At 60.0% G+C, this 24602-nt stretch carries 23 protein-coding genes and 1 tRNA gene; 12 read left to right on the top strand and 12 right to left on the bottom strand.

Annotation, left to right across the window (positions count from 1 at the left end):
• The first annotated feature begins 49 nt into the window (after positions 1–49).
• From OH720_RS01435 to OH720_RS01420, 4 genes are all read left to right on the top strand, one after another.
• Positions 50–1345: a murein hydrolase activator EnvC family protein gene (locus tag OH720_RS01435; RefSeq protein WP_272604286.1), complete on the top strand. Its 1296-nt coding sequence runs from the start codon at positions 50–52 to the stop codon at positions 1343–1345.
• 34 nt (positions 1346–1379) lie between these two features.
• Complete coding sequence (locus OH720_RS01430; RefSeq protein WP_272604285.1) at positions 1380–2699, top strand: S41 family peptidase; 1320 nt, start codon at positions 1380–1382, stop codon at positions 2697–2699.
• A gap of 1 nt (position 2700) precedes the next feature.
• A complete protein-coding gene (locus tag OH720_RS01425; RefSeq protein WP_272604284.1) occupies positions 2701–3468 on the top strand; it encodes a divergent polysaccharide deacetylase family protein in 768 nt (255 codons plus the stop codon).
• A 111-nt stretch (positions 3469–3579) separates the two neighbouring features.
• Positions 3580–4881 (top strand): Vps62-related protein, encoded by a 1302-nt coding sequence (locus OH720_RS01420; protein ID WP_272604283.1) that lies wholly within the window; start codon positions 3580–3582, stop codon positions 4879–4881.
• On the opposite strand, the gene OH720_RS01415 is transcribed toward OH720_RS01420, so the two are convergent.
• The 7 genes from OH720_RS01415 to OH720_RS01385 form a co-directional block, all read right to left on the bottom strand.
• A complete protein-coding gene (locus OH720_RS01415) occupies positions 4862–5617 on the bottom strand; it encodes a substrate-binding periplasmic protein (RefSeq protein WP_272604282.1) in 756 nt (251 codons plus the stop codon). The two genes, OH720_RS01420 and OH720_RS01415, sit on opposite strands and share 20 nt — an antisense overlap.
• A gap of 78 nt (positions 5618–5695) precedes the next feature.
• Positions 5696–6466 (bottom strand): imidazole glycerol phosphate synthase subunit HisF, encoded by a 771-nt coding sequence (hisF, locus tag OH720_RS01410; RefSeq protein WP_084318197.1) that lies wholly within the window; start codon positions 6464–6466, stop codon positions 5696–5698.
• A gap of 9 nt (positions 6467–6475) precedes the next feature.
• A complete protein-coding gene (gene hisA / locus OH720_RS01405) occupies positions 6476–7213 on the bottom strand; it encodes a 1-(5-phosphoribosyl)-5-[(5-phosphoribosylamino)methylideneamino]imidazole-4-carboxamide isomerase (RefSeq protein ID WP_007972753.1) in 738 nt (245 codons plus the stop codon).
• A 42-nt stretch (positions 7214–7255) separates the two neighbouring features.
• Positions 7256–7513 carry a DUF2164 domain-containing protein gene (locus tag OH720_RS01400; RefSeq protein WP_095077943.1) on the bottom strand — a complete coding sequence of 86 codons (258 nt, stop codon included), beginning with the start codon at positions 7511–7513 and terminating at the stop codon, positions 7256–7258.
• Positions 7513–8151, bottom strand: coding sequence for an imidazole glycerol phosphate synthase subunit HisH (gene hisH, locus OH720_RS01395; RefSeq protein ID WP_008058511.1), 639 nt, complete (start codon positions 8149–8151; stop codon positions 7513–7515). Before hisH ends, OH720_RS01400 begins: the two co-directional genes overlap by 1 nt.
• Positions 8151–8747 (bottom strand): imidazoleglycerol-phosphate dehydratase HisB, encoded by a 597-nt coding sequence (gene hisB, locus OH720_RS01390; RefSeq protein ID WP_180203864.1) that lies wholly within the window; start codon positions 8745–8747, stop codon positions 8151–8153. The genes hisH and hisB overlap by 1 nt, the downstream gene beginning before the upstream one ends.
• 264 nt (positions 8748–9011) lie before the next feature.
• Entirely contained in the window at positions 9012–10676 is a 1665-nt protein-coding gene (locus tag OH720_RS01385; protein WP_272604281.1) for an OFA family MFS transporter, read from the bottom strand.
• 408 nt (positions 10677–11084) lie between these two features.
• On the opposite strand from OH720_RS01385, the gene OH720_RS01380 reads away from it, so the two are divergent.
• From OH720_RS01380 to OH720_RS01365, 4 genes are all read left to right on the top strand, one after another.
• The gene (locus tag OH720_RS01380; protein WP_272604280.1) at positions 11085–13310 is read left to right on the top strand and encodes an AsmA family protein; all 2226 of its coding nucleotides are present in this window, start codon (positions 11085–11087) and stop codon (positions 13308–13310) included.
• Positions 13307–14374 (top strand): A/G-specific adenine glycosylase, encoded by a 1068-nt coding sequence (gene mutY, locus OH720_RS01375; RefSeq protein WP_272604279.1) that lies wholly within the window; start codon positions 13307–13309, stop codon positions 14372–14374. Before OH720_RS01380 ends, mutY begins: the two co-directional genes overlap by 4 nt.
• Positions 14371–14643, top strand: a complete 273-nt coding sequence (locus OH720_RS01370) for an oxidative damage protection protein (protein ID WP_003220737.1) — start codon at positions 14371–14373, stop codon at positions 14641–14643. Before mutY ends, OH720_RS01370 begins: the two co-directional genes overlap by 4 nt.
• A 103-nt stretch (positions 14644–14746) precedes the next feature.
• Positions 14747–14822, top strand: a tRNA-Phe gene (locus tag OH720_RS01365).
• A gap of 237 nt (positions 14823–15059) precedes the next feature.
• Here the strand turns inward: OH720_RS01365 and OH720_RS01360 are convergent.
• The 5 genes from OH720_RS01360 to OH720_RS01340 form a co-directional block, all read right to left on the bottom strand.
• Positions 15060–16433 carry an APC family permease gene (locus OH720_RS01360; protein ID WP_272604278.1) on the bottom strand — a complete coding sequence of 458 codons (1374 nt, stop codon included), beginning with the start codon at positions 16431–16433 and terminating at the stop codon, positions 15060–15062.
• 183 nt (positions 16434–16616) lie between these two features.
• A complete protein-coding gene (locus tag OH720_RS01355) occupies positions 16617–17999 on the bottom strand; it encodes an aspartate aminotransferase family protein (RefSeq protein ID WP_272604277.1) in 1383 nt (460 codons plus the stop codon).
• A gap of 48 nt (positions 18000–18047) precedes the next feature.
• Positions 18048–18845 (bottom strand): helix-turn-helix transcriptional regulator, encoded by a 798-nt coding sequence (locus tag OH720_RS01350; protein WP_272606390.1) that lies wholly within the window; start codon positions 18843–18845, stop codon positions 18048–18050.
• Positions 18846–19124: 279 nt separating this feature from the next.
• A complete protein-coding gene (locus OH720_RS01345; RefSeq protein WP_272604276.1) occupies positions 19125–20615 on the bottom strand; it encodes an aldehyde dehydrogenase in 1491 nt (496 codons plus the stop codon).
• A gap of 214 nt (positions 20616–20829) precedes the next feature.
• A complete protein-coding gene (locus tag OH720_RS01340) occupies positions 20830–21279 on the bottom strand; it encodes a carboxypeptidase regulatory-like domain-containing protein (protein WP_272604275.1) in 450 nt (149 codons plus the stop codon).
• A gap of 262 nt (positions 21280–21541) precedes the next feature.
• On the opposite strand from OH720_RS01340, the gene OH720_RS01335 reads away from it, so the two are divergent.
• From OH720_RS01335 to OH720_RS01320, 4 genes are all read left to right on the top strand, one after another.
• Complete coding sequence (locus OH720_RS01335) at positions 21542–22594, top strand: PDDEXK nuclease domain-containing protein (RefSeq protein WP_272604274.1); 1053 nt, start codon at positions 21542–21544, stop codon at positions 22592–22594.
• A 62-nt stretch (positions 22595–22656) separates the two neighbouring features.
• Positions 22657–23619, top strand: a complete 963-nt coding sequence (locus OH720_RS01330) for an alpha/beta hydrolase family protein (protein WP_272604273.1) — start codon at positions 22657–22659, stop codon at positions 23617–23619.
• Between the two features lie 38 nt (positions 23620–23657).
• Entirely contained in the window at positions 23658–24074 is a 417-nt protein-coding gene (locus OH720_RS01325; protein WP_272604272.1) for a hypothetical protein, read from the top strand.
• A 6-nt stretch (positions 24075–24080) separates the two neighbouring features.
• On the top strand, positions 24081–24533 hold the full coding sequence (locus OH720_RS01320) for a hypothetical protein (RefSeq protein ID WP_272604271.1): 453 nt from the start codon (positions 24081–24083) through the stop codon (positions 24531–24533).
• Positions 24534–24602 lie beyond the last annotated feature (69 nt).

Raw genomic sequence — 24602 nt, 5'->3', positions numbered from 1 at the left:
GTGGGGCGGGCATACTAGGGCGTCCCTTTCCCTGGTGTCGCCTGCCTCTATGCTTCGCGTCCTGATAGCCCTTGCCCTGACCTGCCTGCTCCTACCGGCCTTCGCCGATGAGCGCGCGCAAACCCAGCAACAGTTGGACGCCACGCGTCAGGACATTGCCGAGTTGAAAAAACTGCTGGGCAAGCTGCAGGAAGAAAAATCCGGCGTGCAGAAAGACCTCAAGGGTACCGAGACCGAGATGGGCAAGCTCGAGAAGCAGGTCGACGCCCTGCAAAAAGAGCTGAAGAAAAGCGAAACCGAGTTGCAGCGACTCGATGCGGAGAAAAAAAAACTCCAGAGCGCGCGCACTGAACAGCAGCGACTGATCGCCATCCAGGCCCGCGCGGCTTACCAGAACGGCCGCCAGGAGTACTTGAAACTGCTGCTCAACCAGCAGAATCCCGAGAAGTTCGCCCGCACGCTCACCTATTACGACTACCTGAGCCAGGCCCGCCTGGAGCAGCTGAAGAATTTCAACGAAACCCTGCGCCAGCTGGCCAATGTCGAAAAAGACATCGGCCTGCAGCAGGCGCAATTGCTGGTGCAGCAAAGTAGCCTCGAAACCCAGCGTGGCGAACTCGAAAAGGTTCGCCAGGAGCGCCAGCAAGTCCTGGCCAAGCTCAACGACGACGTGAAGGCCCGCGACCAGAAACTGGCAGCCCGCGAGCAGGATCAGGCAGACCTGTCTAAAGTCCTTAAAACCATTGAAGAAACCCTGGCCCGCCAGGCCCGTGAGGCAGAGGAAGCGCGGCAAAAAGCGCTGATCGCCCAGCAGGAAGCCGAAAAAAAGCGTTTACGTGAGGCCCAGGCGCTGGCAGAAGCCAACGATGACGCCCCACGCAAACCGGTTAAATCGACACCCGGCCCAATGGTTTCAAGTTCAGGCGAAACCTTTGGTGGCGCATTTGCGTCAACTCGCGGAAAACTTCCCTGGCCTGTCGATGGTCGACTGTTGGCGCGCTTCGGTGAAAGCCGTGGCGACGACGCCCGCACCAAGTGGGACGGCGTAATGATCGGCGCTTCTGCCGGCAGTACGGTGCATGCGGTGCATGGCGGTCGAGTGGTGTTCGCCGACTGGTTGCGCGGCGCCGGGCTGCTGGTGATTCTCGACCACGGTAACGGTTTCTTGAGTCTCTATGGTCACAACCAGACACTGCTCAAGTCTGCGGGTGACGTGGTAAAAGCCGGTGAATCCATCTCCACTGTCGGTAACAGTGGCGGGCAGGACACACCAGCGCTGTACTTTGCTATTCGTCAGCAGGGTCACCCGAGTGATCCGGCGCAATGGTGCCGCGCGCAAGGATAGGCGCTGAGTCACCTACATTAGGAGTTCGTTCGACATGCTGTATTTGTCCCGTCTTACCTCGCTGGCCCTGGCGATTGCCCTGGTGATCGGCGCGCCTCTGGCGTTTGCCGCTCAACCGGCCCCGGCAGTCGCGCCTGCGGGCTCTGCCGCGACCACCAGAGCGCCATTGCCGCTGGAAGAGTTGCGCACCTTTGCCGAGGTCATGGATCGGATCAAGGCTGCCTATGTCGAACCGGTTGACGACAAGACCCTGCTGGAAAACGCGATCAAGGGCATGCTCAGCAACCTTGACCCGCACTCCGCGTACCTCGGACCTGAAGACTTCGCTGAACTGCAGGAAAGCACCAGCGGCGAATTCGGCGGCCTGGGCATCGAAGTCGGCGCCGAGGACGGCTTCATCAAAGTGGTGTCGCCGATCGATGACACACCGGCCTCCAAGGCTGGCATCCAGGCGGGCGACTTCATCGTCAAAATCAATGGCCAACCCACCCGCGGCCAGAGCATGACCGAAGCCGTGGACAAGATGCGCGGCAAGATCGGCCAGAAAATCACCCTGACCCTGGTACGTGACGGCGGCACGCCGTTCGATGTGACCCTGGCCCGCGCCATCATTCAGGTGAAGAGCGTGAAGAGCCAGCTGCTCGAATCAGGCTATGGCTACATCCGCATCACCCAGTTCCAGGTCAAGACCGGCGAAGAAGTGTCCAAGGCCCTGGCAAAGCTGCGCAAGGACAACGGCAAGAAACTCAACGGCATCATCCTCGACCTGCGCAACAACCCGGGCGGTGTGCTGCAAGCGGCGGTGGAAGTGGTCGACCACTTCATCACCAAGGGCCTGATCGTCTACACCAAGGGCCGCATCGCCAACTCCGAATTGCGTTTCTCTGCCACCGGCAAGGACGAAAGCGAAGCCGTGCCAATGGTCACGCTGATCAACGGCGGCAGCGCCTCGGCCTCGGAAATCGTCGCCGGCGCCCTGCAGGACCAGAAACGCGCGGTGGTCATGGGTACGCCGAGTTTCGGCAAAGGCTCGGTGCAAACCGTACTGCCCCTGAACAACGACCGCGCCCTGAAGATCACCACGGCGCTGTACTACACGCCAAACGGCCGCTCGATCCAGGCCCAGGGCATCATCCCGGACATCGAAGTGCGCAAGGCCAAGATCACCAACGAGCAAGACGGCGACTACTTCAAGGAAGCCGATTTGCAGGGTCACCTGGGCAACGGCAACGGCGGCGCCGACAAGCCGACCAGTTCCGGCGGCAAGACCAAGCCGATGCCGCAGGACGACGATTACCAACTGGCCCAGGCCCTGAGCCTGCTCAAAGGGCTGAGCATCACGTCCGGCCGCTGAGATGCTTTTGCGGGTAGTCCTGGGGTTGCTGTGTTACCTGGCGGGTGTTGTGCACGCAGCGCCCGCCCCTCAAAAGGCCTATATCAGCCTGATCATCGATGACCTGGGGCAGAGCCTGCCCCGGGATCGCCAGGTGCTGGCCCTGCCCGGCCCGGTCACCACGGCAATCATGCCCGACACCCCTCACGCCACCGAATTCGCCCGCGAAGCCCATCGCGCCGGCAAGATCGTCATCTTGCACATGCCCATGGATCCGGCCACCGGACCATTCGCCTGGCATCCCGACTTGCCCATCGAAGAGCTTGAAAAACGCCTGAACGCGGCGTTCAAGGTCGTGCCCTACACCGCCGGCATCAATAACCACATGGGCAGCCGCATGACCGCTCAACCGGCCGCGATGGCCTGGTTGATGGCCGACTTGCAGCGTCGACACAAGTTCTTCGTCGACAGCCGCACCAGCGCCCAGACCGTGGCCGCGCAGCAAGCCCAGAAGACCGCACTGGCCAGTGTTTCCCGGGATGTATTCCTGGATGACGAGCGCACTGAAGCGGCCATCTTCACGCAACTGCAGACGGCAATCAGCCTGGCGCGAAAACAGGGCTCGGCGGTGATGATCGGGCATCCTTACCCGCAGACATTGACGGTGCTGGAGCGCGAGTTGCCGAAACTGAAGGCTCAGGGAATCGAGTGGATTGATATCAGGCAGATGATCAGCGTGCGCGGCAATCGCGCCATGGTCGCTCATGGTAAAGACGGCGTTTATCGGTAATAACCGGCTCGAAGTCGATAAATAGTTACCGCCAGATACCCACCTCCATTCTGGATAGTGAACAACAGGTTGCGACTCCCTCTGTCGCATTCTCATCTATCTGGAATCAATATGAACACCCAAGACAGCACCCCATTAGCCGCAAGACGAATCGAATCCATAAAGCACGATAACCTGCTCATCAACTTTACCACCGAGTTCCGCCGCACCTGGGACAGCACCGGCTCGAAATCGAAACCCGCAGCGTTCTGGCGACCGAGTCCCGCTCCTGATTTGCTGCCAGGGTTTTTCCCGCTGGGTGACGTCGTTGCCTCCGGACTCGACAACATCAACGAGAAAAGGATGGTGATGGTTGTCTGCGAGGGCGAACTGTCGAGCGATAGCGGCAAGGAACCAGCTCTGCGTGCGCCCATCGACTTTGAACAAGTCTGGAGCGATGCCGGTTCAGGCGCCAGGGCAAACTGCACGATATGGCAACCAATCGCTCCAAGTGGCTACGTGGCATTGGGGCAGTTGTGCTCCAACGGCCGCGACAAGCCTTTGCCAAGTGACATACGTTGCGTACGCAGAGACCTGGTAGCCCCGTCATTCATCAGCGACCTGATCTGGGACGACAAGGGCAGCGGTGCCAGGCAGGCCTTCAGTGCGTGGGGTATCTATCCACCGGACACCGCAGCCGGGGAAATCCTTTGTGCACCTGGCACCTTTATCGGGGTGGGCTCCCATACAAAACCTGTAACACACATCACGGCTTACGCCTTACGGATGCCGATTCCCCTGGACATCCAGCCCTCACCCGTAGCTCCAGAACTCACGGGAAACGAACAGCCGCTACTTTTTGAGTCGGGCAAGATCACTCAGACGGCTAAACTCCCCTGGTTCACCGTAAAAGATCCCAGTCTCAGGCCTTTTGAGCAATTACGCACATCACCTTTCTACATGCTGGAAAGAACTGACCAATATGTACTTGTGGGATATGGCAAAAACGATAGCGGCGCACGCCAGACCTATCATTGGCCTGCACGCCGCCCTCAGAGCATGGCGAATGCGGATGTGTTTTCACGCATCACTTCTATTTCGATCGATGGGCAGTGGCCCAAGGGTGCGCCCTCCTTATTCACCGCAAGGTTGAGCACCAGCTTTGCGCTGGTCGATGCATCCGGCGGCTGGGGAGGCCCAACACACGTGGAGGTCGCCGTAGTAGCTGCAAAGAACAAAGCCGTTGCGGCCTATGAGTTGCAAAGCACCTTCAGATTGCTGCGGGAAAACAAGACTCAAGTGCCCTGCGAACTCTATTACATCGATGGCAATAGCCTGCACTTGACCGAATATCCACCGGAACAGGAGACTGAAGTAATCACGCCCTCTGTGCCGGAAACAGACTCGCGAACGCCTACAAATACCGCCCCATGATCTCGTCAACCACACCGTCCTTGCGCATCTGATCCAGCGCTGCCTGCAACTTGGCGACGGTCGCCTGCGGCACATCCCTGTTCAGCGCCAGGTACAGTTCGGCGCTGTTGAAACGCAACACGGTCTTGAGTCCGTTTACCCCGTCCTGGCGCGCCAGATAGCGCCCGGCGGGGTCGCCGGTAGCCCACAGGTCGATCTGGCCATTGACCAGTTTCTTCGCATTATCCTGATCGCGCAGCACCACGATTGGCTTCAGGCCCTGCTTGGCGAGCGTCTCGGCAATCGCATCGCCCTTGTAGGCACCAATCCTGTACTTGCGCGCGTCCTCCAGGGTGTCGAGGGAGATTTTGCTGTCAGCCTTGGCCAGCATGATCCAGTCGTCCGGCCCGATCGGTCCGACCCACTTGAAAAGCCGCTCGCGGTCCGGCAAACGCGCCATCACGAAGGCTCCGTAACCGGGGTTTTCCAGTGCGAGTTTATAGACCCGCTCCCAAGGGAAACGCAGGGTCAGGCTATAGGTGACGTTGGCGCGCTTGAACATCTCGCGAACGATATCAACGGCGATACCATTGATGTTCTCGTCCTGAGCGAAGTTCTTGCCGTTCTTGGCCATGTTGTATGGCGGGAAGTTTTCCGTCAGCAACACCAGTTCCGTGGCGGAGTTGTCTGCGGCGCGTGCGCTACTGATGAGCAACAGGGAAGCGCTGGCGAGGACAAGAAGAATGCGTTTAAACATGTCTGGCTACCGAAATCCATGGCGTACTCAAGAGTGCCCTGAGCCCGCCATGATGTCCACTGGCCTGCACTGGTTTGTTCAGCGCATCACAATTCCGCGATGGGCCATGTAGGCTTTGGCTTCCTGCACGGTGTATTCGCCAAAGTGGAAAATACTCGCCGCCAACACCGCGCTGGCGTGACCTTCGAGAATGCCATCGGCCAAGTGCTGCAGGTTGCCGACACCGCCGGAAGCGATCACCGGAATACCCAGCGCATCGCTGATGGCACGGGTTACACCGAGGTCGAAGCCGTTTTTCATGCCGTCCTGATCCATGCTGGTCAGGAGGATTTCACCGGCACCCAAGCCCTCCATCTTCTTCGCCCATTCGACCGCGTCGAGGCCGGTAGGCTTGCGACCGCCGTGGGTGAAGATTTCCCAGCGCGGGATTTCGCCAGGTCCCGAGACCTTCTTCGCATCGATGGCAACCACGATGCATTGCGAACCGAAGTGCTGCGCCGCTTCGCCGACGAATTCCGGGTTGAACACCGCCGCTGTGTTGATCGAGACCTTGTCCGCACCGGCATTGAGCAGGTTGCGGATGTCCTGCACGGTGCGCACGCCACCACCTACGGTGAGCGGGATGAACACCTGGCTGGCCATGCGCTCGACGGTATGCAGCGTGGTATCGCGACCGTCGACGCTGGCGGTGATGTCGAGGAAAGTAATCTCGTCGGCACCCTGCTCGTCATAGCGACGGGCGATCTCCACCGGGTCGCCTGCATCGCGGATGTTCTCGAACTTCACACCTTTGACGACCCGGCCGTTGTCCACGTCCAGGCAAGGGATGATGCGTTTGGCCAGCGCCATGGTCAGTCCTCAGCCTTTGTACGAATCGCAGAAAGCTTGCGCTTCAGCGACGTCGAGGGTGCCTTCGTAGATCGCGCGACCGGTGATCGCACCGATGATGCCTGGCGCCTTGGCGTCGAGCAGCGTCTTGATGTCACCCAGGTTGTGGATGCCACCGGAAGCGATCACCGGGATCTTCGTGGCAGCAGCCAGCGCAGCGGTGAACGGTACGTTGCAACCCTGCATCATGCCGTCTTTGGCAATGTCGGTATAAACGATGGCGGACACGCCGTCGGCCTCAAACTGCTTGGCCAGGTCGATCACCTGGATGGTGCTGATTTCAGCCCAGCCGTCGGTAGCGACGAAACCGTCCTTGGCGTCCAGTCCGACAATCACCTTGCCCGGGAACGCGCGGCAGGCTTCGGCGACGAAGGCCGGATCTTTCACGGCCTTGGTGCCGATGATCACGTAGCTCACGCCCGCTTTGACGTAGTGCTCGATGGTTTCCAGCGAACGAATGCCGCCGCCGATCTGGATCGGCAGGTTCGGGTAGCGCTTGGCAATCGCAGTGACCACTTCGCCGTTGACCGGCTGGCCTTCGAACGCGCCGTTCAGGTCGACCAGATGCAGACGACGGCAACCGCCCTCCACCCACTTGGCTGCCATGCTCACCGGGTCATCGGAGAACACTGTGGAATCTTCCATGCGGCCCTGGCGCAGACGAACACAGGCACCGTCTTTAAGATCGATAGCGGGAATAATCAGCATCTGGCAAACCTTCAAATTCGAATGTTCAGCTTGGCTCGGAAATCAGTTTTTCTCGAGCGCCCACAGGTCGCTTTCGATGCTTTCGAACCTCTCCTTGAGGTGCGTCTGCACATCGAAAATCGCCCTGTTGTAATAGTGCGGAGCAATTTCGCGGGTAAACAGCTCAAGGATTTCGGCCGCTTCGAACGAACCCAGGTCCAGTTCGAAGCGATCCTCCATGAAGCGCTTGATCTTGCGATTGGCCTCACTCTCCTGTTCAGGCGTGAGGGTCAGGATCGGCGGCTTCTTCTTGACGGCCATTACCAGCGACCGTCCCACGCGGCGAAATTCTGCAGCAACTGCAGGCCATGGGTATGGCTTTTCTCCGGATGGAACTGCACCGCGAAACGCGAGCCTTCGGCCAGCGCCGCGGCAAAATCGACCCCGTAGTGACCGCCACCGACCACCTGCCGCGCATTGCCGGCGGCGATGTAGTAGCTGTGCACGAAGTAGAACCGCGCCATGTCCGGGATATCGTGCCACAGCGGGTGACTCACCTTCTGCTGCACTTCGTTCCAGCCCATGTGCGGGACTTTCAGGTGCTCGCCATCCTCGACAAGATCCTTGCCGAAGAACTTCACCTGACCCGGGAACAGGCCGATGCAGTCGACGCCGTCGTTCTCTTCGCTGTGCTCGAGCAAGGCTTGCATGCCCACGCAGATGCCGAGGAACGGACGATCCTGGCTGACTTCACGCACCAGCGAATCGAACCCCAGGCGACGGATTTCCGCCATGCAATCGCGGATCGCGCCAACACCGGGAAACACCACCCGGTCGGCTTCGCGAATCACGTTCGCATCGCTGGTGATCAGGACCTTGCCGGCACCGACGTGCTCGAGGGCCTTGGCCACCGAGTGCAGGTTGCCCATGCCGTAATCGATAACCGCGACTGTCTGCATTACAGGACGCCCTTGGTCGATGGCATTTGCCCGGCCATGCGGTCATCGAGCTCCACAGCCATGCGCAGCGCGCGGCCGAAAGCCTTGAACACGGTTTCGATCTGGTGGTGGGTATTGGTGCCGCGCAGGTTGTCGATGTGCAGGCTGACGAGTGCGTGGTTGACGAAGCCCTGGAAGAATTCCTGGAAAAGGTCGACGTCAAAGCCGCGGCCCACGTTGGCGCGGGTGTAGGGCACGTGCATCTGCAGGCCTGGCCGGCCGGAGAAGTCGATGACCACCCGGGACAGCGCTTCGTCCAACGGGACATAGGCATGGCCGTAGCGACGGATGCCTTTCTTGTCGCCGATGGCCTTGGCAAATGCCTGACCGAGGGTGATGCCCACGTCTTCCACCATGTGGTGGTCGTCGATGTGCAGGTCGCCCTTGCCGACGATATCCAGGTCGATCAGCCCGTGACGGGCGATCTGGTCCAGCATGTGCTCAAGAAAAGGTACACCGATATCAAATCGGGCCTTTCCGGTGCCATCCAGGTTAATCGAGGCTTTGATCTGGGTTTCCAGAGTGTCGCGCTCGACTGACGCCATACGTTCGGCCATCACCAGCTCCGCAAAATCATTGGGCGAAAAAGGCAACCATTATAGGGGCGCGGGCGCGAAACAGAAACACGGGAGGTGATATCGCTGACGGATAGAATCCCCAGTCGTCGGGGATAGACATGTCCATACAAGCCATTTGCACACACACCACAAAACAACTGTAGGAGTGAGCCTGCTCGCGATGGGCCCTCACATTCAACATTTCTGTCGACTGTCAGACCGCTTTCGCGAGCCGGCTCACTCCTACAGGGGTAAAGCGTTTACTTAGTGAAAGAGTACTGCAGTCTTCTGCAAGGTCACCCAGACCCCCCACGCCAACGGAATACCCACCACTAGCCATGCAGCCACCGCCAGCGGCTTGGTGCCGGCATCGGCTTTCCACTCCAGCACGGTGCTGCTGTCAGCCCCTTTGTCGTGGCCCAGCGCCTGCTCGGCAGCCAGCTCGGCGTCGGTCATGAAGTACTTGTCGGCCACCGGGCGCACCAGCAGGTTGCAGATGAAGCCCAGCACCAGCAGGCCCGCCAGGATGTACAGCGTGATGTCGTAAGCCGCCGCACGTTCAACGCCGATGCTCAGCTGATATTCACGCAGATAGTTCACCAGCACCGGGCCCAACACGCCCGCCGCCGCCCACGCCGTCAGCAGGCGACCGTGGATCGCGCCAACCATTTGCGTGCCGAACAGGTCCGCCAGGTAAGCGGGGACTGTGGCAAAACCACCGCCGTACATCGACAGGATGATGCAGAACGCCGCCACGAACAGCGCGACACTGCCCAGGTGCCCAAGGTTCGGGATCAGTCCGTACAGGGCAAAGCCCAGGGCGAAGAACACGAAGTAGGTGTTTTTGCGGCCCAGGTAATCCGAGAACGAAGCCCAGAAGAAACGCCCGCCGATGTTGAACAGGCTCAGCAAACCGGTGAACCCTGCAGCGATGGCGGCAATCGAAGCCAGTTGCCCGGCGTCCAGCTGACCAAATGTCAGGTCATTGCCCAGCAGTTTGCCGGCAAAAACCTCCTGCAACAGTGGCGATGCCATGCCGAGAATGCCGATACCCGCCGAAACGTTCAGGCACAACACCAGCCATACCAGGCGGAATTGCGGCGTTTTCCAAGCGACATTCACGTGCACGTGACGGTGGGTGATCATCGCGTTCGAGGCTTTTTTCGCCGGTGCCGTCCAGCCTTCAGGTTTCCAGCCGGTAGGCGGCACACGATAGGACAACGCGCCGCCGATCATGAACACGAAGTAGATCGCAGCCATGACCAGGAAGCTCTGCCACACGCCGACACTGGTTGGCGAGGCAAAATGGCTCATCAACGCCGCCGCCAGTGGCGCACCGACCATCGCGCCCCCGCCGAAACCCATGATCGCCATGCCGGTCGCCATGCCGCGCTTGTCCGGGAACCACTTGATCAGTGTCGACACCGGCGAGATGTAGCCCAGGCCCAAACCGATGCCACCAATGACCCCGGAGCCGATCCACATCAGCCAGATCTGGTGGGTATAGACCCCCAGCGCGGAAATCAGCAGGCCGCCGCACCAGCACAGCGCCGAGACGACACCCGCCTTGCGTGGCCCGGCGTGCTCCAGCCAGCCACCCCAGATGGCCGCAGAGCAACCCAGGAAGATGAAGAACAGGGTGTAGATCCAGCCGAGCATCGAAATCGGCCAGTCGCATTGCGAAGAAAAAACTTGGGCGATGAAGCTCATGTCCGGCGCGCAAGCCACTGGCGCGGTGATGCCCAGCGCTTTGGACAGCGGCAACCAGAACACCGAGAAGCCGTACGCCATGCCGATGCACAGATGGATGGCCAGCGCGGCCGGTGGCACCAGCCAACGGTTGAAACCGGGCCTGGCGATGATGCGTTCCTTGGAAAGGAACGCGGGCTGGCCGGCTTGAAGGCCGTCCGCCGTGATGCTCGTGGTCATTGTTTACCCCCCAATTGTCGGTAGTGTTCGCCAGCCACTCTTCACCCTCAGCCTTAATGCACGCAGACATGACTGTTTTTTAGCGAAAAGCTCGTTTTTCCTGCGACATCACGTCACAGAGGGACGGACGAACGGGTGCAGGGTAGCATTTGCCAGCAGCCGAAAAACCAAACTGACATCACGTTTTCGAAGTTGTCTGTTTTCGTACCACCCAAAGGAACCTCCGTTCCGATCATTGTCGAACTCCTTAACAACTCTTCTTCCGTACAGATCCTGATTACACGTAGGAAAAATCCCTTTTTGCCTGGATGCCCGTTGCTCTGCCCTTGTGATCTGCCCGGTCGGTCGCCGCGGAGCGCTATACTCCCCGGCTAAATTTCGAATTCGACTAACTACAAGGACTCGCCCATGAAAGCGTTCGGCAAAATCCTGGGTCTGGTACTTCTCGGGCTGTTGCTGATCGTAGTGGCGCTGGGCTTTGCCCTGACCCACCTCTTCGATCCCAACGACTACAAAGACGAGATACGCCAGATTGCCCGCGACAAGGCCCACATCGAGCTGACGCTCAATGGCGATATCGGCTGGAGCCTGTTCCCTTGGCTGGGCCTGGAACTGCACGATGCGGCAGTCGCCACCCTGGCCAAGCCCGCCGAACCGTTCGCCGACCTGCAGATGCTCGGCCTGTCGGTTCGCGTGCTGCCATTGCTGCGCCGTGAAGTGCAGATGAGCGATGTGCGCGTCGAAGGCCTGAACCTGCGCCTGAACCGCGACAAGGACGGCCACGGCAACTGGGAAGACATCGGCAAGGTGCCCAAGCCTGCAACCACGGCCACGCCGGCCGACTCCACCAGTGAACCCGAGCCGACAACCACCGCCCAGGCGGAAAAACCGGCCCAGCCCATTCGCCTGGACATCGACAGCCTGACCGTCAACAACGCCCGCGTTGAATACAGCGACGAAAAAACCGGCAAGCAATTCAGCGCCGAAAGCATCCAGCTCAGTACTGGCCCGGTGCACGACTCCACCAATATCCCGGTCAAGCTCACCGCATTCCTGGGCACCAACCAGCCGGTTCTGCGGGTGCGCACCGAGCTCAACGGCGAATTGCGTTTCGAGCGCGCGCTGCAGCGCTACAAGCTCGAAGACATGAAGTTGTCCGGTGAAGTCGCCGGCGATCCGTTGCAAGGTAAGACCGTGACCTTTGCCGCCCAGGGGCAGTTGCTGCTGGACAAGGCTGCCAACGTCGCCGAATGGACCGGGATCAAGGTCTCCGCCAACCAACTGCGAGCGCTGGGTGAGCTGAAGGTCAATGACCTCGACAAGACCCCGCAGGTTAACGGCGGCCTGTCGATTGCCCAGTTCGACCTGGCGAAATTCGTCGACAGCATCGGCCAGAAACTCCCGGCGATGGCCGAAGGCAGCCTGGGCAAGGTCGAACTGGCCACGCGCCTGGCCGGCACGCCCACAAGTCTCACGCTCGATGACATCAACCTGAAAGTCGACGACAGCACCTTCACCGGTCGTATCGCCGTCGAGGACTTCGCCAAGCAATCTCTGCGCGCCACCCTCAAGGCTGACACCTTCAACGTCGACCGTTACCTGGCACCGAAGTCGGCCGAGGCCAACAGCGCCAAGCAAGTGCGCCAAGCCGAAGTCGCCAGCACCGAAGCCGATGCCATGGCCGGGGCCGGCAGCACACCGCTGCCGCAATCCCCAACCAAGGAAGCCTGGAGCAACGAACGCCTGCTGCCGGTGGAACGCCTGAACAAGCTGGATGTAGACGCCGACCTGACCTTCGGCCAGTTGACCCTGGAAAAACTGCCGATCCAGAACGCCGTACTCAAGGCCAACGGCCAGGGTGGCTTGTTGACGCTGTCCAGCCTGAGCGGTGACCTGTACGAGGGCAACTTCGAAGCCAAAGGCACCCTCGATGTGCGCCAACAGGCGCCGGTGTTGAATATGCAGACGCAGATCAGCCGGGTGCCAGCGGAAAAAATCCTCGAAAGCCAGGGCAAGGAACCACCGGTCAAGGGCCTGGTAACACTCAACAGCACCCTCACCGGTAGCGGCAACAGCCAGAAGGCGCTGATCGAAACCCTGAACGGCAACGCCAGTTTCGCCATCAACAATGGCGTGCTGCTCAATGCCAACCTCGAACAGCAGTTGTGCAAAGGCATCGCCACGCTCAACCGCAAGGAGCTCAGCGGCGAGCCACGGGGCAAGGACACACCGTTCCAGGAGCTCAAGGGCAACCTGACCTTGCGTAACGGTGTCGCGAGCAACCCGGACCTGAAAGTGCGCATCCCGGGCATGACCGTCAACGGCGACGGCGACGTGGACCTGCGCGTCCTGGGCATGGATTACCGCGTGGGCATCATTGTCGAAGGCGACAAGAGCGACATGCCGGATCCGGCCTGCCAGGTGGGCGAGAAATTTGTCGGCATCCAGTGGCCGTTGCGCTGCCGCGGTCCGCTGGAGCTGGGCGCCAAGGCCTGCCGCCTGGACAACGAACGCATGGGCCAGGTCGCGAGCAAACTGGCGGGCGAGCGCATCAGCGAAAAAATCGACGAGAAACTGGGCGACAAGGTCAGCCCGGAACTCAAGGACGCACTCAAGGGGCTGTTCAAGCGATGAAAGCCGAGCAGTTTTCAACGGCGGTGCTGGAGTGGTTCGACCGCCACGGCCGCCACGATTTGCCCTGGCAACAGGGCATCACCCCTTATCGGGTGTGGGTCTCGGAAATCATGTTGCAGCAAACCCAGGTCAACACCGTGCTGAATTACTTCGACCGGTTCATGGCTTCGCTGCCGACAGTCGAAGCCCTGGCGGCGGCGCCCGAGGACGAAGTGCTGCACCTTTGGACTGGCCTGGGGTACTACACCCGCGCGCGCAATCTGCAGAAAACCGCGAAGATCGTCGTCGAGCAGTACGGTGGTGAATTTCCCCGGGACGTGGAAAAACTCACCGACCTGCCCGGCATCGGCCTGTCCACGGCCGGTGCGATCGCCAGCATCAGCATGGGCCTGCGCGCGCCCATCCTCGACGGCAACGTCAAACGCGTGCTGGCGCGCTTTACCGCACAAGAGGGCTACCCAGGCGAGCCGAAGGTCGCCAAACAGCTTTGGGCGAACGCTGAGCGCTTTACCCCGCACGATCGGGTCAACGCCTACACCCAGGCAATGATGGACCTGGGCGCCACGCTCTGCACCCGCAGCAAGCCGAGCTGCCTGCTCTGCCCGCTGGAAAAGGGCTGTGAAGCGCACATGCTCGGCCTGGAAACCCGCTACCCGATTCCCAAGCCACGCAAAGCCATCCCGCAGAAACGCACGCTGATGCCGATGCTCGCCAATGCCGAAGGTGCGATCCTGCTTTACCGCCGCCCATCCACGGGCCTGTGGGGTGGTTTATGGAGCTTGCCGGAACTCGATGACCTCGACGACCTGCAACACCTCGCCTCGCAGCACTCGCTGGCGCTGGGCAACCAGCAGGCACTGCCGAGCCTGGTGCACACCTTCAGCCATTTCCAGTTATCCATCGAACCCTGGCTGGTTCAGGTCCAGGAGGCCGGCCATCACGTGGCCGAGGCCGACTGGCTCTGGTATAACCTCGCCACCCCGCCGCGCCTGGGCCTTGCCGCCCCGGTCAAGACCTTGCTCGAACGCGCGGCCGCCGTATTGAACGCAGGAGAGTCGTCATGACCCGCACCATCATGTGCCGCAAGTACAAAGAAGAATTGCCCGCCCTGGAGCGCGCTCCATTCCCGGGTGCCAAAGGCCAGGACATTTTTGACCACGTCTCGGCCAAGGCCTGGGCCGACTGGCAAAAACACCAGACCCTGCTGATCAACGAAAAGCGCTTGAACATGATGAACGCCGAAGACCGTAAATATCTTCAGGGCGAGATGGACAAGTACTTCTCCGGCGAGGATTACGCCAAGGCCGAAGGCTACGTGCCGCCTGCCGAGTAAGCCCGTAAAATCGGGGGTCGGATCGTAAGCGACGGTAATAATTAAATTTTTTTTGATAACTTGCTTGACGACCCCCTGAAAAACCCGTTTAATGCGCCCCGTTGCCCAGATAGCTCAGTCGGTAGAGCAGGGGATTGAAAATCCCCGTGTCGGCGGTTCGATTCCGTCTCTGGGCACCACCTTTCGTTTTCAGGTGATGCCAAGCACACCTGAAAGCACACAAAAAACCCGCCTAGTGCGGGTTTTTTGCTTTCTACGCTTCGTTCCCTTCCAAGCCCAAACCCATGTGAGCAGATCCCGCCCGATCTGGAAATCTGCTTGCCCGCGATAAGCCCCCCCGTGAAAGCCTGGTGGGCGATCACAGGGGGCGTCCCCGCCTCAGCGGCCGGAAACGCTGCGCACTGTCATACCACTGATCACTCCGCCATCTGCAACTCCGGCAGCTTCATTCGGAACCCACGGGTAACGCCCAGCAAACAAATGAGCCCCAGGCCCATCCAGCACAGGCCAATCATGAACGACATGCTGGACAGGCTGGTCCACAGCCAAATGGTGCTGAGGAACCCCAGGGCCGGCACCGCGCCGTATAACAGGCCATTGCGCAGGCCGCGCAGCTTCTGGTCGACCAGGTAATGCTTGATGACTGCCAGATTCACCGCCGAGAACGCGAAGAGCGCACCGAAGCTGATCATGTTGGCGACGGTATCCAGGGTGATGAACAGGGCAATCAGCGAGAACAGGCTGACCAGCATGATCGCGGTGGCCGGCACCCGTTTCTTCGACACCAGCCTGCCGAACACCCGGGGCAGCGCGCCGTCCCGGCCCATGGCGAACAGCACCCGGGAGACGCTGGCCTGGGAGACCATCGCCGAGGCAAAACATCCGGCCACGTAAGTGGCGGTAAAGGCGGTCACCAGCAGCTCACCCCCCACGCGGCGCATGACGTCCAGCGACGCAGAGTCCGGGTCGGCAAAGGTGTTCCATTCCGGATAAACCATTTGCGCGAAATACGAAACGAGGACAAACAGCAGGCCACCGAGCAGGCTCACCACCATGATGGCGAGGGGGATGAGACGCCGTGGGTTGGGTGTCTCCTCGGCCATGGTCGACACGGCGTCAAAGCCGAGGAAGGACAGACACAGGACCGCCGCGCCGGTCATGATCAGCGGGACGCTGAAGCCCTCATGGTGAAAGGGTGCGAGCAGCGAAACCGGCTCGGACTGATCCCCCAGGTTGTGGATCGACAAGGCAACGAACACCACGATGAAGACCAACTGGACAACCACGAGCAGCAAGTTGACCCGGGTGATGGATTCGATGCCGATCAGGTTGAGGAAGGTCACCAGCGCAATGGAGCCGACCACCCACACCGCAGCGGGAACCGCGGGGAAGTACTCGGACATGTAGATGCCGATCAGCAGATAACTGAGCAGCGGCAGGAAGATATAGTCCAGCAACAAGGTCCAGCCGGCCATAAAGCCAAAGTAGGTACCGAAGGCCTTTCGCGTATAGGAGTACACCGATCCCGAATACGGATGCGCCTGCACCATGCGTCCGTAGCTGTAGGCGGTCAGCAGCATGGCGGCGAGGGTCAGCAGGTAGGCGGTAGGCAGGTGACCCTTGGTCATCTGGGTCACCAGGCCATAGGTGGTGAACACCGCCAGCGGAACCATGTACGCCAGGCCGAAGAGGACCAGCCCGGTAAGCCCGAGGGATTGTCGAAACTTGCCAGGCGAATCCGCCGAGGAATGATGGGAAGGAGTATCGGCCACGCTTGTTGTTGTAATCATTGCTGACTCCTGAAAATTTGAATGCAGGACGCTGCGGTATCCGAAGAACGGACACCGTTAGTGAATGATCTGCTGAAGGGTGGGCTGCCCGATTTCCGGCAGCCTCAGTTCAATCGATATGCATGCAGGGCGGTGTAACGCTGTCGATCACCACCCCGTGCATGGGTTGGCCCACAGATGACTTCAGAGCTTTCCCGCGATCCGTGCAGTGCGGTCGACCGCGATGCGGGTCTTTTCAACCAGCTCGTCCAGCTCGGCGCGCGTTGCCACAAGCGCCGGCGCCATGATCATGCGGCCCAGGGTCGAGCGAATGATCACACCCTCTTCAAAACCAAAGGTGCGGCACTGCCAGGCCAGGTCGTTTTCGTTGGCGAAGCGCTTGCGCGTAGCCTTGTCCTCGGCGAACTGCAAGGCCGCGACCAGGCCCGCGCCCTGGATCTCGCCGATCATCGGGTGGTTGCCGAACACCTCGCGCAGAAGCTGCTGCAAGTACGGCCCGGTATCCTCCTTCACCTGGCGCACGATGCCTTCATCACGCAGCGCCTTGAGGTTGGCGAGCGCCACCGCGGCCGCCACCGGGTGCCCGGAATAAGTCAGGCCGTGGGCGAAAACGCCGCCCTGCTCCACCAGCGCATCGGCAATGCGCTTGCCCAGCACCAGGCCACCCATCGGCACGTAGCCGGAGGTCAGGCCCTTGGCGATCGACAGGGTGTCCGGCTCGAAACCGAAGTACTGGTGGGCGAACCACTCGCCCGTGCGACCGAAGCCACCGATCACTTCATCGGCACACAGCAGCACATCGTATTGGCGGCAGATGCGCTGGATTTCCGGCCAGTAGCTCTCAGGCGGGAAGATCATGCCACCAGCACCCTGGAAAGGCTCGGCGATAAAGCCCGCGACATTTTCGGCGCCCAGTTCAAGAATCTTCTCTTCCAGCTGCAAGGCACAGCGACGACCGAACTCGGCCGGGGTCAGTTCGCCGCCCTGGGCAAACCAGTAAGGCTCATCGATGTGCGCGACGTCCGGAATGGGGCCACCCATCTCGTGCATGAACTTCATCCCGCCCAGCGCAGTGGCCGCCAGGGTCGAGCCGTGATAACCGTTCCAGCGGCCGATCATGATCTTCTTCTGTGGCTTGCCGACGACCTGCCAGTAACGGCGAACGGTACGGATCAGCACCTCGTTCGCTTCGGAGCCGGAGTTGGTGTAAATGACGTGGCTGTAGTGGCCAGGCAGGAGGCTGAACAGCAGCTCGGACAGCTCGATCACCGCTGGGTGGGTGGTGTGGAAGAACATGTTGTAGTACGGCAACTGGTCCATCTGCGCAGCAGCCGCCGCGGTCAGGTCCTTGCGACCATAGCCAAGCTGGGTGCACCACAGGCCCGACATGCCGTCCAGGTAACGCTTGTCGTCGTTGTCCCAGAGATACAGTCTCTCGCCGCGTACCATCACTCGAGGACCTTCGGCATTGAGCGCTTTTTGATCCACGAACGCGTGGATATGGTGGGCTGCATCGGACTTCTGATAATCCTGAGTCTGCCGTTTCGGTTCGAAGGGTGCATTCATGGCTTTTTTCTCTTTTGTTGGTAGTCACGCGAGGGGTAGCAAGTCCGCTCAGCGGCTCTTGCTCATGTAGCTTTCAAGCGGGTCTTTGCTGAGCACGCCCTGGGCTTCGGCCAACGAATCGATGAACAGTGAGAACAACTCCGATTGCGTGCCGATGTCGAGCTTGCAGTAGACGTTCTTGCGGTGAGACTTGATGGTGTCCTCCGATACCCCGAGGCGCTCGGCCAGGGAGCGGGTCGAATGGCCACGCAGGATCAGTTGGGCGATTCGGCATTCGCGCTCGGTCAGGATCGACGAGCCGAAGTTATCCAGTGCCGAGTGGATGCGCTGCTCCAGCAGGTTTTCGAAGCGGACGCCGCGCGTGTCCAGGCCAACAAAATGCTTTCTCAGCAAGGTCAGGACCCAAGGGGCGATGCACTTGAACTGCTGCGTCGTGGCGGCGTCCAGTTTTTCCGTGAACGCCAGTGAGACCGCCAGGCTCAGCCCGGGAGACAACTGCAGGATGTAGTTCAACTCATCCTGCAGGTGCGAGTGGCGATAGAACGACTGGTAGTACTCGCTGAGTTCGAAGTGGTCGGGAGCGACCTCGGCGAGGTCGTAGCAACCGGAGCTGAAACCTTCCACACAGGCGCCGTAGAACGGGTCGAGCAGATAGAACCCGGACAGGTACTGGCGCACATTGCCTTGCGGCAGCCACGGCCCATCAAGCTCGAACAGCGCGCTGGGCATGCCGCCATGCGGATACTGGTACAGCGTCGTCGCCTGGATGGGCCAGATACAGCCCAGGGTTTCGAACAGCGTCGCGGTGAATCCCGGTTGACCGATACTCTCGGTCACCTTGGCCATCTGTTCGAACCATTGCGCAGAAACAAACCGGTCGTTTTCCACTTCAAAGACTCGCCAAAAGAACGGTTGGGAGCGACACAAGGTTTACTGGTGCCGGGGTTGAAATGATGTTCCCACGCTCGCAAAAGTGCCGATATCACCCGTTAGGGTGAGTCGACCAAAGGGTGTCGGATGATCGCCCCAGCTGCCCCACAAGCAGGAAAAGCACGCCACTCCGGGGAGTGCGTGCAGATGGTTTTTTCCCTGCCACGCCTTGCGACGTGGCCGATGGAAGCGACGTTAACGGAGCTGGAACCAGGTGGTTTTAAGTTGCGTGTACTTGTCGAACGCATGCAGGGAAAGGTCGCGCCCGAAGCCGGACTGCTTGCCACCACCGAAAGGAATGGCGACGTCCAGTGCGTCCATGGTGTTGACCGAGACAGTCCCGGCCTTCAATGCCCGGGCCACACGATGAGCGCGGTTCAGGTCATCGCTCCAGACTGACGCGGCCAGACCGTAGATGCTGTCGTTGGCCAGCTGGATAGCCTCCTCTTCGGAGTCGAAGGCGCTGATGGCTAACACTGGACCGAAAATCTCATCTCGCGCCAGGCGCATATTTTTATTCACGCCAGCGAAAATCGTCGGCTGGATGAAGTTCGAAGAGCCATTGATCGTCACGCTGTCGCCGCCTGCCAGGAGTTTCGCGCCTTCACCCCGTGCTTGCTCGATTGCCTGCATGATGCGGGCGGCTTGCTCGCTGTCCACGATCGCACCAGCCCTGCTTTCAGGGTTCAGCGGATCACCGGGCATCCAGTCCCGAGCCTTGGCAATCAGGCGCTCGACGAACTCGTCGTGGATAGAACGTTGCACGTAGAGCCGGGAGTTGGCCGAGCAGACCTCGCCCTGGTTGAAGAAAATGCCGAACGCGGCCTTTTCCGCAGCCAGATCCAGGTCCTGGCAATCTTCGAAAACCAGGTTCGGGCTCTTGCCGCCGCACTCCAACCAGACCTGCTTGAGGTTGGACTGCGCCGAGTACTGCATGAAGTACTTGCCGACCTGGGTCGAGCCGGTGAACACCAGGCAGTCCACATCCGGATGCAGCCCCAGGGCCTTGCCGGCGCTTTCGCCCAGGCCCGGAACAACATTCAATACTCCTTTCGGAATGCCGGCCTCGAGCGCCAATTGACCCAGGCGCAAGGCAGAGAATGGCGATTGCTCAGCGGGCTTGAGAACCACGCTATTGCCCGCGGCCAATGCCGGGGCGAGCTTCCAGGCAGCCATGTCCAGCGGGAAATTCCACGGCACCACGGCGGCAACCACCCCCAAGGCCTCTCGCGTGATGGTGGCGAGGGCATTGCGCGCGGTAGGCGCGACCTGGTCGTAGACTTTGTCCACGGCTTCACCGTACCAGGCGAACACACTGGCCGCGCCAGGCACATCGATGTTGTAGGCATCCATGACCGGCTTGCCCATGCTCAGCGAGTCGAGCAGTGCCAGCTCCTCGCGGTTGGCCAGGAGCAGTTCGGAGAGCCTGATCAGGATTTTCTTGCGTTCCACCGGGGCCATGCGGGCCCACGCCCCTTCTTCGAACGCCTGGCGAGCCGAGCGTACCGCGAGGTTCACTTCCTCCTCGCCGCATGCGGCGACACAGGCCAGCAATTGGTTGGTCGCCGGATTGATCACCTCAAACGTCGCACCCGAGGCGCACGCGACCTGCTGCCCTTCGATCAAGGCATTTTCAATGAATGTTTGGCGGGCAGCCCGCTGCTGCCAGTAGTTGAGATCGAGCACACGCTACTCCCATGCCGACCGCCGATACGGTCAGTTTTTATTGGTTTCGCAGGATGGTGCTCTACTCTCGCGGCGAGGAAAAATAGTAAAAATGTGCTCGGTTCCCAAGAAAAAACTGGGTAGCCGCTAACACGCGGCGCTCCGCAAACAGCCGTAAAGGCAGCTGTTTGCGGATCTCAGAGTTGACGAAATCACCTCGCGTCTTACGACACGGCTAAGTATCACTCCAGTGAAATACCAGATTGCGTGCAGCCCCCGCACCAACATCCGCGGTATCGCGTCGCTCCTGACCAGCACGCGTTGCAACGACCGTGTACTTGCCAGGAGGTAGCTGGACGTAAACCAGTGGACCCGCCTCAGTCAGGGTCAACACGCTTTTCCCTTGCGCGTTTTGAATGGCTACATTGACATCCGGAATGTATTCATTCCCGGCACCGACAGAGAATGTCATATGCAGGTTGTAACCCGTGGTTTGCTGGATTGCCTTGGCCTCATCCTCACCGATACCGCCGGACAGGTAGGTAATTCCGTTTTGTTCTTGCCGTTGGACCTGCACACCCGAAGTGTCGACCGGCTCGAGGCTGGCGGCCTGTCCCATGACCGGAAACATCGACACGCCGATAGCGACAACAAAGGGCAGGAACAGTGTCTGCACGTACTTCATGATGACGCCTCCCGGGCTCCGCGGAACCCAATCGTTACTTAACTTTTGATTTCGGGCGCGGGCGTCATGTTTTAGAACGATTTGTACTTGAAGGCACTACGAAACGTACTACATGCATCGTTCCATGAGCCTTCACTGCTATCAGCCAGGTCCTTCCCACTAAACCGGCAGATCCTGCGGATTTCTCAGAGGGGCCCTGCATCATCAACCCATCGTCTCTTGCCATTCTCTTCTGCCTGTTCAACCTGCTGCGGAAGACTTCATGAGCGCCCTCATACCCGATGACACACAAGACCCACAAATCACCTCACTGCTTGGCGATCTGGGTGAGTTGATTCGCCAGGCACGGCAGAAAGTGTTGCGCGCGGTCGATACCATTCAAGTGCAAACCTGCTGGCAGATTGGTCGGTATATTGTCGAGTTCGAGCAGGAAGGGGCTCGGCGTGCGGGCTATGGAAAACAATTGCTTCCGACCTTGGCCAAGGTACTGACCGCGGAATTTGGCAAGGGCTTTGACGCCTCCAACCTTCGTTACATGCGCCTGTTCTATCAAGCGTTCCCAATTTGTGACGCACTGCGTCACGAATTGAGCTGGACCCATTACCGCAGGCTGTTAAGAGTCGACAACGAAAACGCACGCCTCTGGTACATGAACGAGTCTGCTACCCAGAACTGGTCAAGCCGAGCGCTGGAGCGCCAGATCAACACCCTGTACTACGAACGCCTTTTGACGAGCCGCGACCGCTGTGCCGTTCAGCAGGAAGCAACCACCAATATCCAGCAAATGAAGGCCAGCCCTCGGGATTTCATCCGAGACCCGGTTGTGCTGGAGTTCCTTGGTCTGCCCAGCGCCAGCAGGCTTCAGGAAAGCGAGATCGAACAGGCACTGATCGAACAATTGCAGGGTTTCCTGCTCGAACTGGGCAAAGGCTTTGCCTTCATCGCCCGTCAGCAGCGCATCAGCACCGACAGCAAGGACTTCTACATCGATCTGGTCTTTTACAACTACCTGCTCAAATGCTTCGTCATCTTCGATATCAAGCGTGGTGAACTGACCCATCAGGATGTGGGCCAGATGGACATGTACGTACGTATGTACGACGACCTCAAGCGCGGAGAAGAAGACAGCCCTACCGTTGGTATCATTCTCTGCGCGCAAAAGGATGAGTCCGTCGTGCGTTACTCAGTGCTGGAGGGCAACGAACAATTGTTTGCCAGCAAATACCAACTGGTACTGCCGAGCGAGGAAGAGTTACGTGCAGAACTGGATCGAGAGCGGGCGGTACTTGAAGAGCGGCTTCATCAGGACCCGTGATGGATTGTTCATACGCGGTACGAGGACTATTGTTGGCAGCTACCCGCAAAGGTCCGACGCCAATGAATTTGCAGGACACCCCCTCACTCGCCCCGACTCAAATCGAACTGCCGCTGACAGCTGGCACTTCCGGCGAACCATTCAAGCAACCTGCCGCCGATGGTTTCATCCTCGGCGGCTTCACCTGGCGGCATGCGCGGCAGGACACTTCCCGAGCAGTGGTCATCATCAACGCCGCCACATCGGTCCGCTGCCGACACTACTCGCGCTTCGCCGATTACCTGTTTACCAACGGCTTCGATGTCATCACCTATGACTATCGCGGTATCGGTGAGTCGCGCCCGGCATCGATCAAAGGATTGCAGGCGTCATGGTCCGACTGGGGGGCCCTGGACTTCGAGGCGATGCTCAAGCGCGCACAGCGTGAGTTTCCCGGCCAGCCGATCGATGTGGTCGGCCACAGTTTTGGCGGTTGTGCAGCGGGCCTGGGAGCGTCCGGACAACTCATCCGACATTTGGTGACGGTCGGTGCGCAGTTCGCTTACTGGCGCGACTATAACCCCGCCCAGCGCTGGCGGATGTTTGGCAAGTGGCACGTGGTGATGCCGCTGGTGACGAGGCTATACGGCTACTTCCCCGGCAAACGCCTCGGTTGGCTGGAAGACACCCCAGCCGGTGTCGTCCACGACTGGAGCACGCCCACCGCTCGCTACGAAAAGCGCCCCAGCGGTCAGGACAGCCATGTCAGGAACTTCGCTGCAGTCACCGCGAATACCCTGGCCATCAGCATCAGCGACGATCCCTACGGCACAATCCCGGCCATCGAGCGCCTGCTCGGCTACTTCACCGGCAGCAAAAACACCCACCTGCGCATTAGCCCCGAAGACATCGGCGAGCAAGAAGTTGGACATTTCGCCTTTTTTCGCAGCGCATACCAAGCCACACTATGGCCCATTGCACTGTCCTGGCTGCAAAACGGCGAGCTGGCCCCCGGCACACCCGGGCGCACAGTGCCACGCAACTGAGCCACCAGCCCTTTTCAACGAATTACGGAACGACGCCCATGGCCTCCGCCAACAAGCAGCAAAAACGCGCCTCCCGCGCCAAGGCCAAGGCCAAGCAGAACCGCACGCAACGGGCCGCCGCGCCGGTGGAGCTGGACCCGAACGACGATCGCATCGACTTCGAATCGGTGGACCTGACCGAACTGTTCAAGAAAATGATCGACGCCGAGAAGATCAGCCAGCAAGCCATGTGCACGGCGTTCCTCGAAGACCCGCTGCTGGAACTGGTGTACGAGCAGGAAGGCGAAGAAGGCGCGATGGACTTCATCCTCGCGGCGCTGATCGAATATCGCCAGTGGTCCACCGAAACCGATGAAGCCGGCGCCCTGGCGTGGATCGAATCCCCATCCTTCCAGGCTGACTACGTGGCGGCGTCCGACGCCATCGCGGCACAAACCCAACAGAAACCGAACTGAGTTCCCATGGCCTCCCTGAACAAGCAACAGAAACGCGCCAAACGCGCAAAAGCCAAAGCCAAGCAGATCAATATCCACGGCAGAAAACCTGCCGCACTGGACGATGACCTGGGCGAAATCGGCGAGCCGATCCCGGAATACACCCTGGCGATGTTCAGCAAAATGCGCGACGCGGAAGCTGTCAGCCGCAGTGAAATGCTCTCCGTGCTGCTGACGAATCTCGCCTTCATCATCATCGACCATCCAGAACTGCTGGACATGGAAAACGCCGACGACGAAGGCATGGCCGCCACCCACCTGGCCGCCGACATGCTGATCGACTACCGCATGTGGGCCGACGGCATGGACCGCGAGGCCGCCCAGGAATGGCTGACCGACCCGCAGTTCATTACCGACTTCGGCGATGCGCTAGACGTCTACCGCCAGACGCTGGACGCGCCGGAAGAAAAAGCCGAGTAAGGATTACCGCTCAAATAAAAACGGCCGCTTGTCATCACTGACAGCGGCCGTTTTGCGTTACGCGGTATG

It is taken from the genome of Pseudomonas sp. WJP1 (assembly GCF_028471945.1).
Taxonomy (GTDB): domain Bacteria; phylum Pseudomonadota; class Gammaproteobacteria; order Pseudomonadales; family Pseudomonadaceae; genus Aquipseudomonas.
This window is presented reverse-complemented; position numbering and strand designations above follow the sequence as displayed.

Excerpts from the sequence above, each read along its gene's own strand:
- OH720_RS01415 (WP_272604282.1), bottom strand. The coding sequence starts at position 5,617 with ATGTTTAAACGCATTCTTCTTGTCCTCGCCAGCGCTTCCCTGTTGCTC.
- OH720_RS01400 (WP_095077943.1), bottom strand. The coding sequence starts at position 7,513 with ATGGCCGTCAAGAAGAAGCCGCCGATCCTGACCCTCACGCCTGAACAG.
- OH720_RS01325 (WP_272604272.1), top strand. The coding sequence starts at position 23,658 with ATGGCCTCCGCCAACAAGCAGCAAAAACGCGCCTCCCGCGCCAAGGCC.
- OH720_RS01335 (WP_272604274.1), top strand. The coding sequence starts at position 21,542 with ATGAGCGCCCTCATACCCGATGACACACAAGACCCACAAATCACCTCA.
- OH720_RS01430 (WP_272604285.1), top strand. The coding sequence starts at position 1,380 with ATGCTGTATTTGTCCCGTCTTACCTCGCTGGCCCTGGCGATTGCCCTG.
- hisH (WP_008058511.1), bottom strand. The coding sequence starts at position 8,151 with ATGCAGACAGTCGCGGTTATCGATTACGGCATGGGCAACCTGCACTCG.
- OH720_RS01360 (WP_272604278.1), bottom strand. The coding sequence starts at position 16,433 with ATGATTACAACAACAAGCGTGGCCGATACTCCTTCCCATCATTCCTCG.
- OH720_RS01320 (WP_272604271.1), top strand. The coding sequence starts at position 24,081 with ATGGCCTCCCTGAACAAGCAACAGAAACGCGCCAAACGCGCAAAAGCC.
- OH720_RS01435 (WP_272604286.1), top strand. The coding sequence starts at position 50 with ATGCTTCGCGTCCTGATAGCCCTTGCCCTGACCTGCCTGCTCCTACCG.
- OH720_RS01380 (WP_272604280.1), top strand. The coding sequence starts at position 11,085 with ATGAAAGCGTTCGGCAAAATCCTGGGTCTGGTACTTCTCGGGCTGTTG.
- mutY (WP_272604279.1), top strand. The coding sequence starts at position 13,307 with ATGAAAGCCGAGCAGTTTTCAACGGCGGTGCTGGAGTGGTTCGACCGC.
- hisA (WP_007972753.1), bottom strand. The coding sequence starts at position 7,213 with ATGCTGATTATTCCCGCTATCGATCTTAAAGACGGTGCCTGTGTTCGT.
- OH720_RS01330 (WP_272604273.1), top strand. The coding sequence starts at position 22,657 with ATGAATTTGCAGGACACCCCCTCACTCGCCCCGACTCAAATCGAACTG.
- OH720_RS01385 (WP_272604281.1), bottom strand. The coding sequence starts at position 10,676 with ATGACCACGAGCATCACGGCGGACGGCCTTCAAGCCGGCCAGCCCGCG.
- OH720_RS01340 (WP_272604275.1), bottom strand. The coding sequence starts at position 21,279 with ATGAAGTACGTGCAGACACTGTTCCTGCCCTTTGTTGTCGCTATCGGC.
- hisB (WP_180203864.1), bottom strand. The coding sequence starts at position 8,747 with ATGGCCGAACGTATGGCGTCAGTCGAGCGCGACACTCTGGAAACCCAG.
- OH720_RS01350 (WP_272606390.1), bottom strand. The coding sequence starts at position 18,845 with ATGGCCAAGGTGACCGAGAGTATCGGTCAACCGGGATTCACCGCGACG.
- hisF (WP_084318197.1), bottom strand. The coding sequence starts at position 6,466 with ATGGCGCTGGCCAAACGCATCATCCCTTGCCTGGACGTGGACAACGGC.
- OH720_RS01355 (WP_272604277.1), bottom strand. The coding sequence starts at position 17,999 with ATGAATGCACCCTTCGAACCGAAACGGCAGACTCAGGATTATCAGAAG.
- OH720_RS01420 (WP_272604283.1), top strand. The coding sequence starts at position 3,580 with ATGAACACCCAAGACAGCACCCCATTAGCCGCAAGACGAATCGAATCC.
- OH720_RS01425 (WP_272604284.1), top strand. The coding sequence starts at position 2,701 with ATGCTTTTGCGGGTAGTCCTGGGGTTGCTGTGTTACCTGGCGGGTGTT.
- OH720_RS01370 (WP_003220737.1), top strand. The coding sequence starts at position 14,371 with ATGACCCGCACCATCATGTGCCGCAAGTACAAAGAAGAATTGCCCGCC.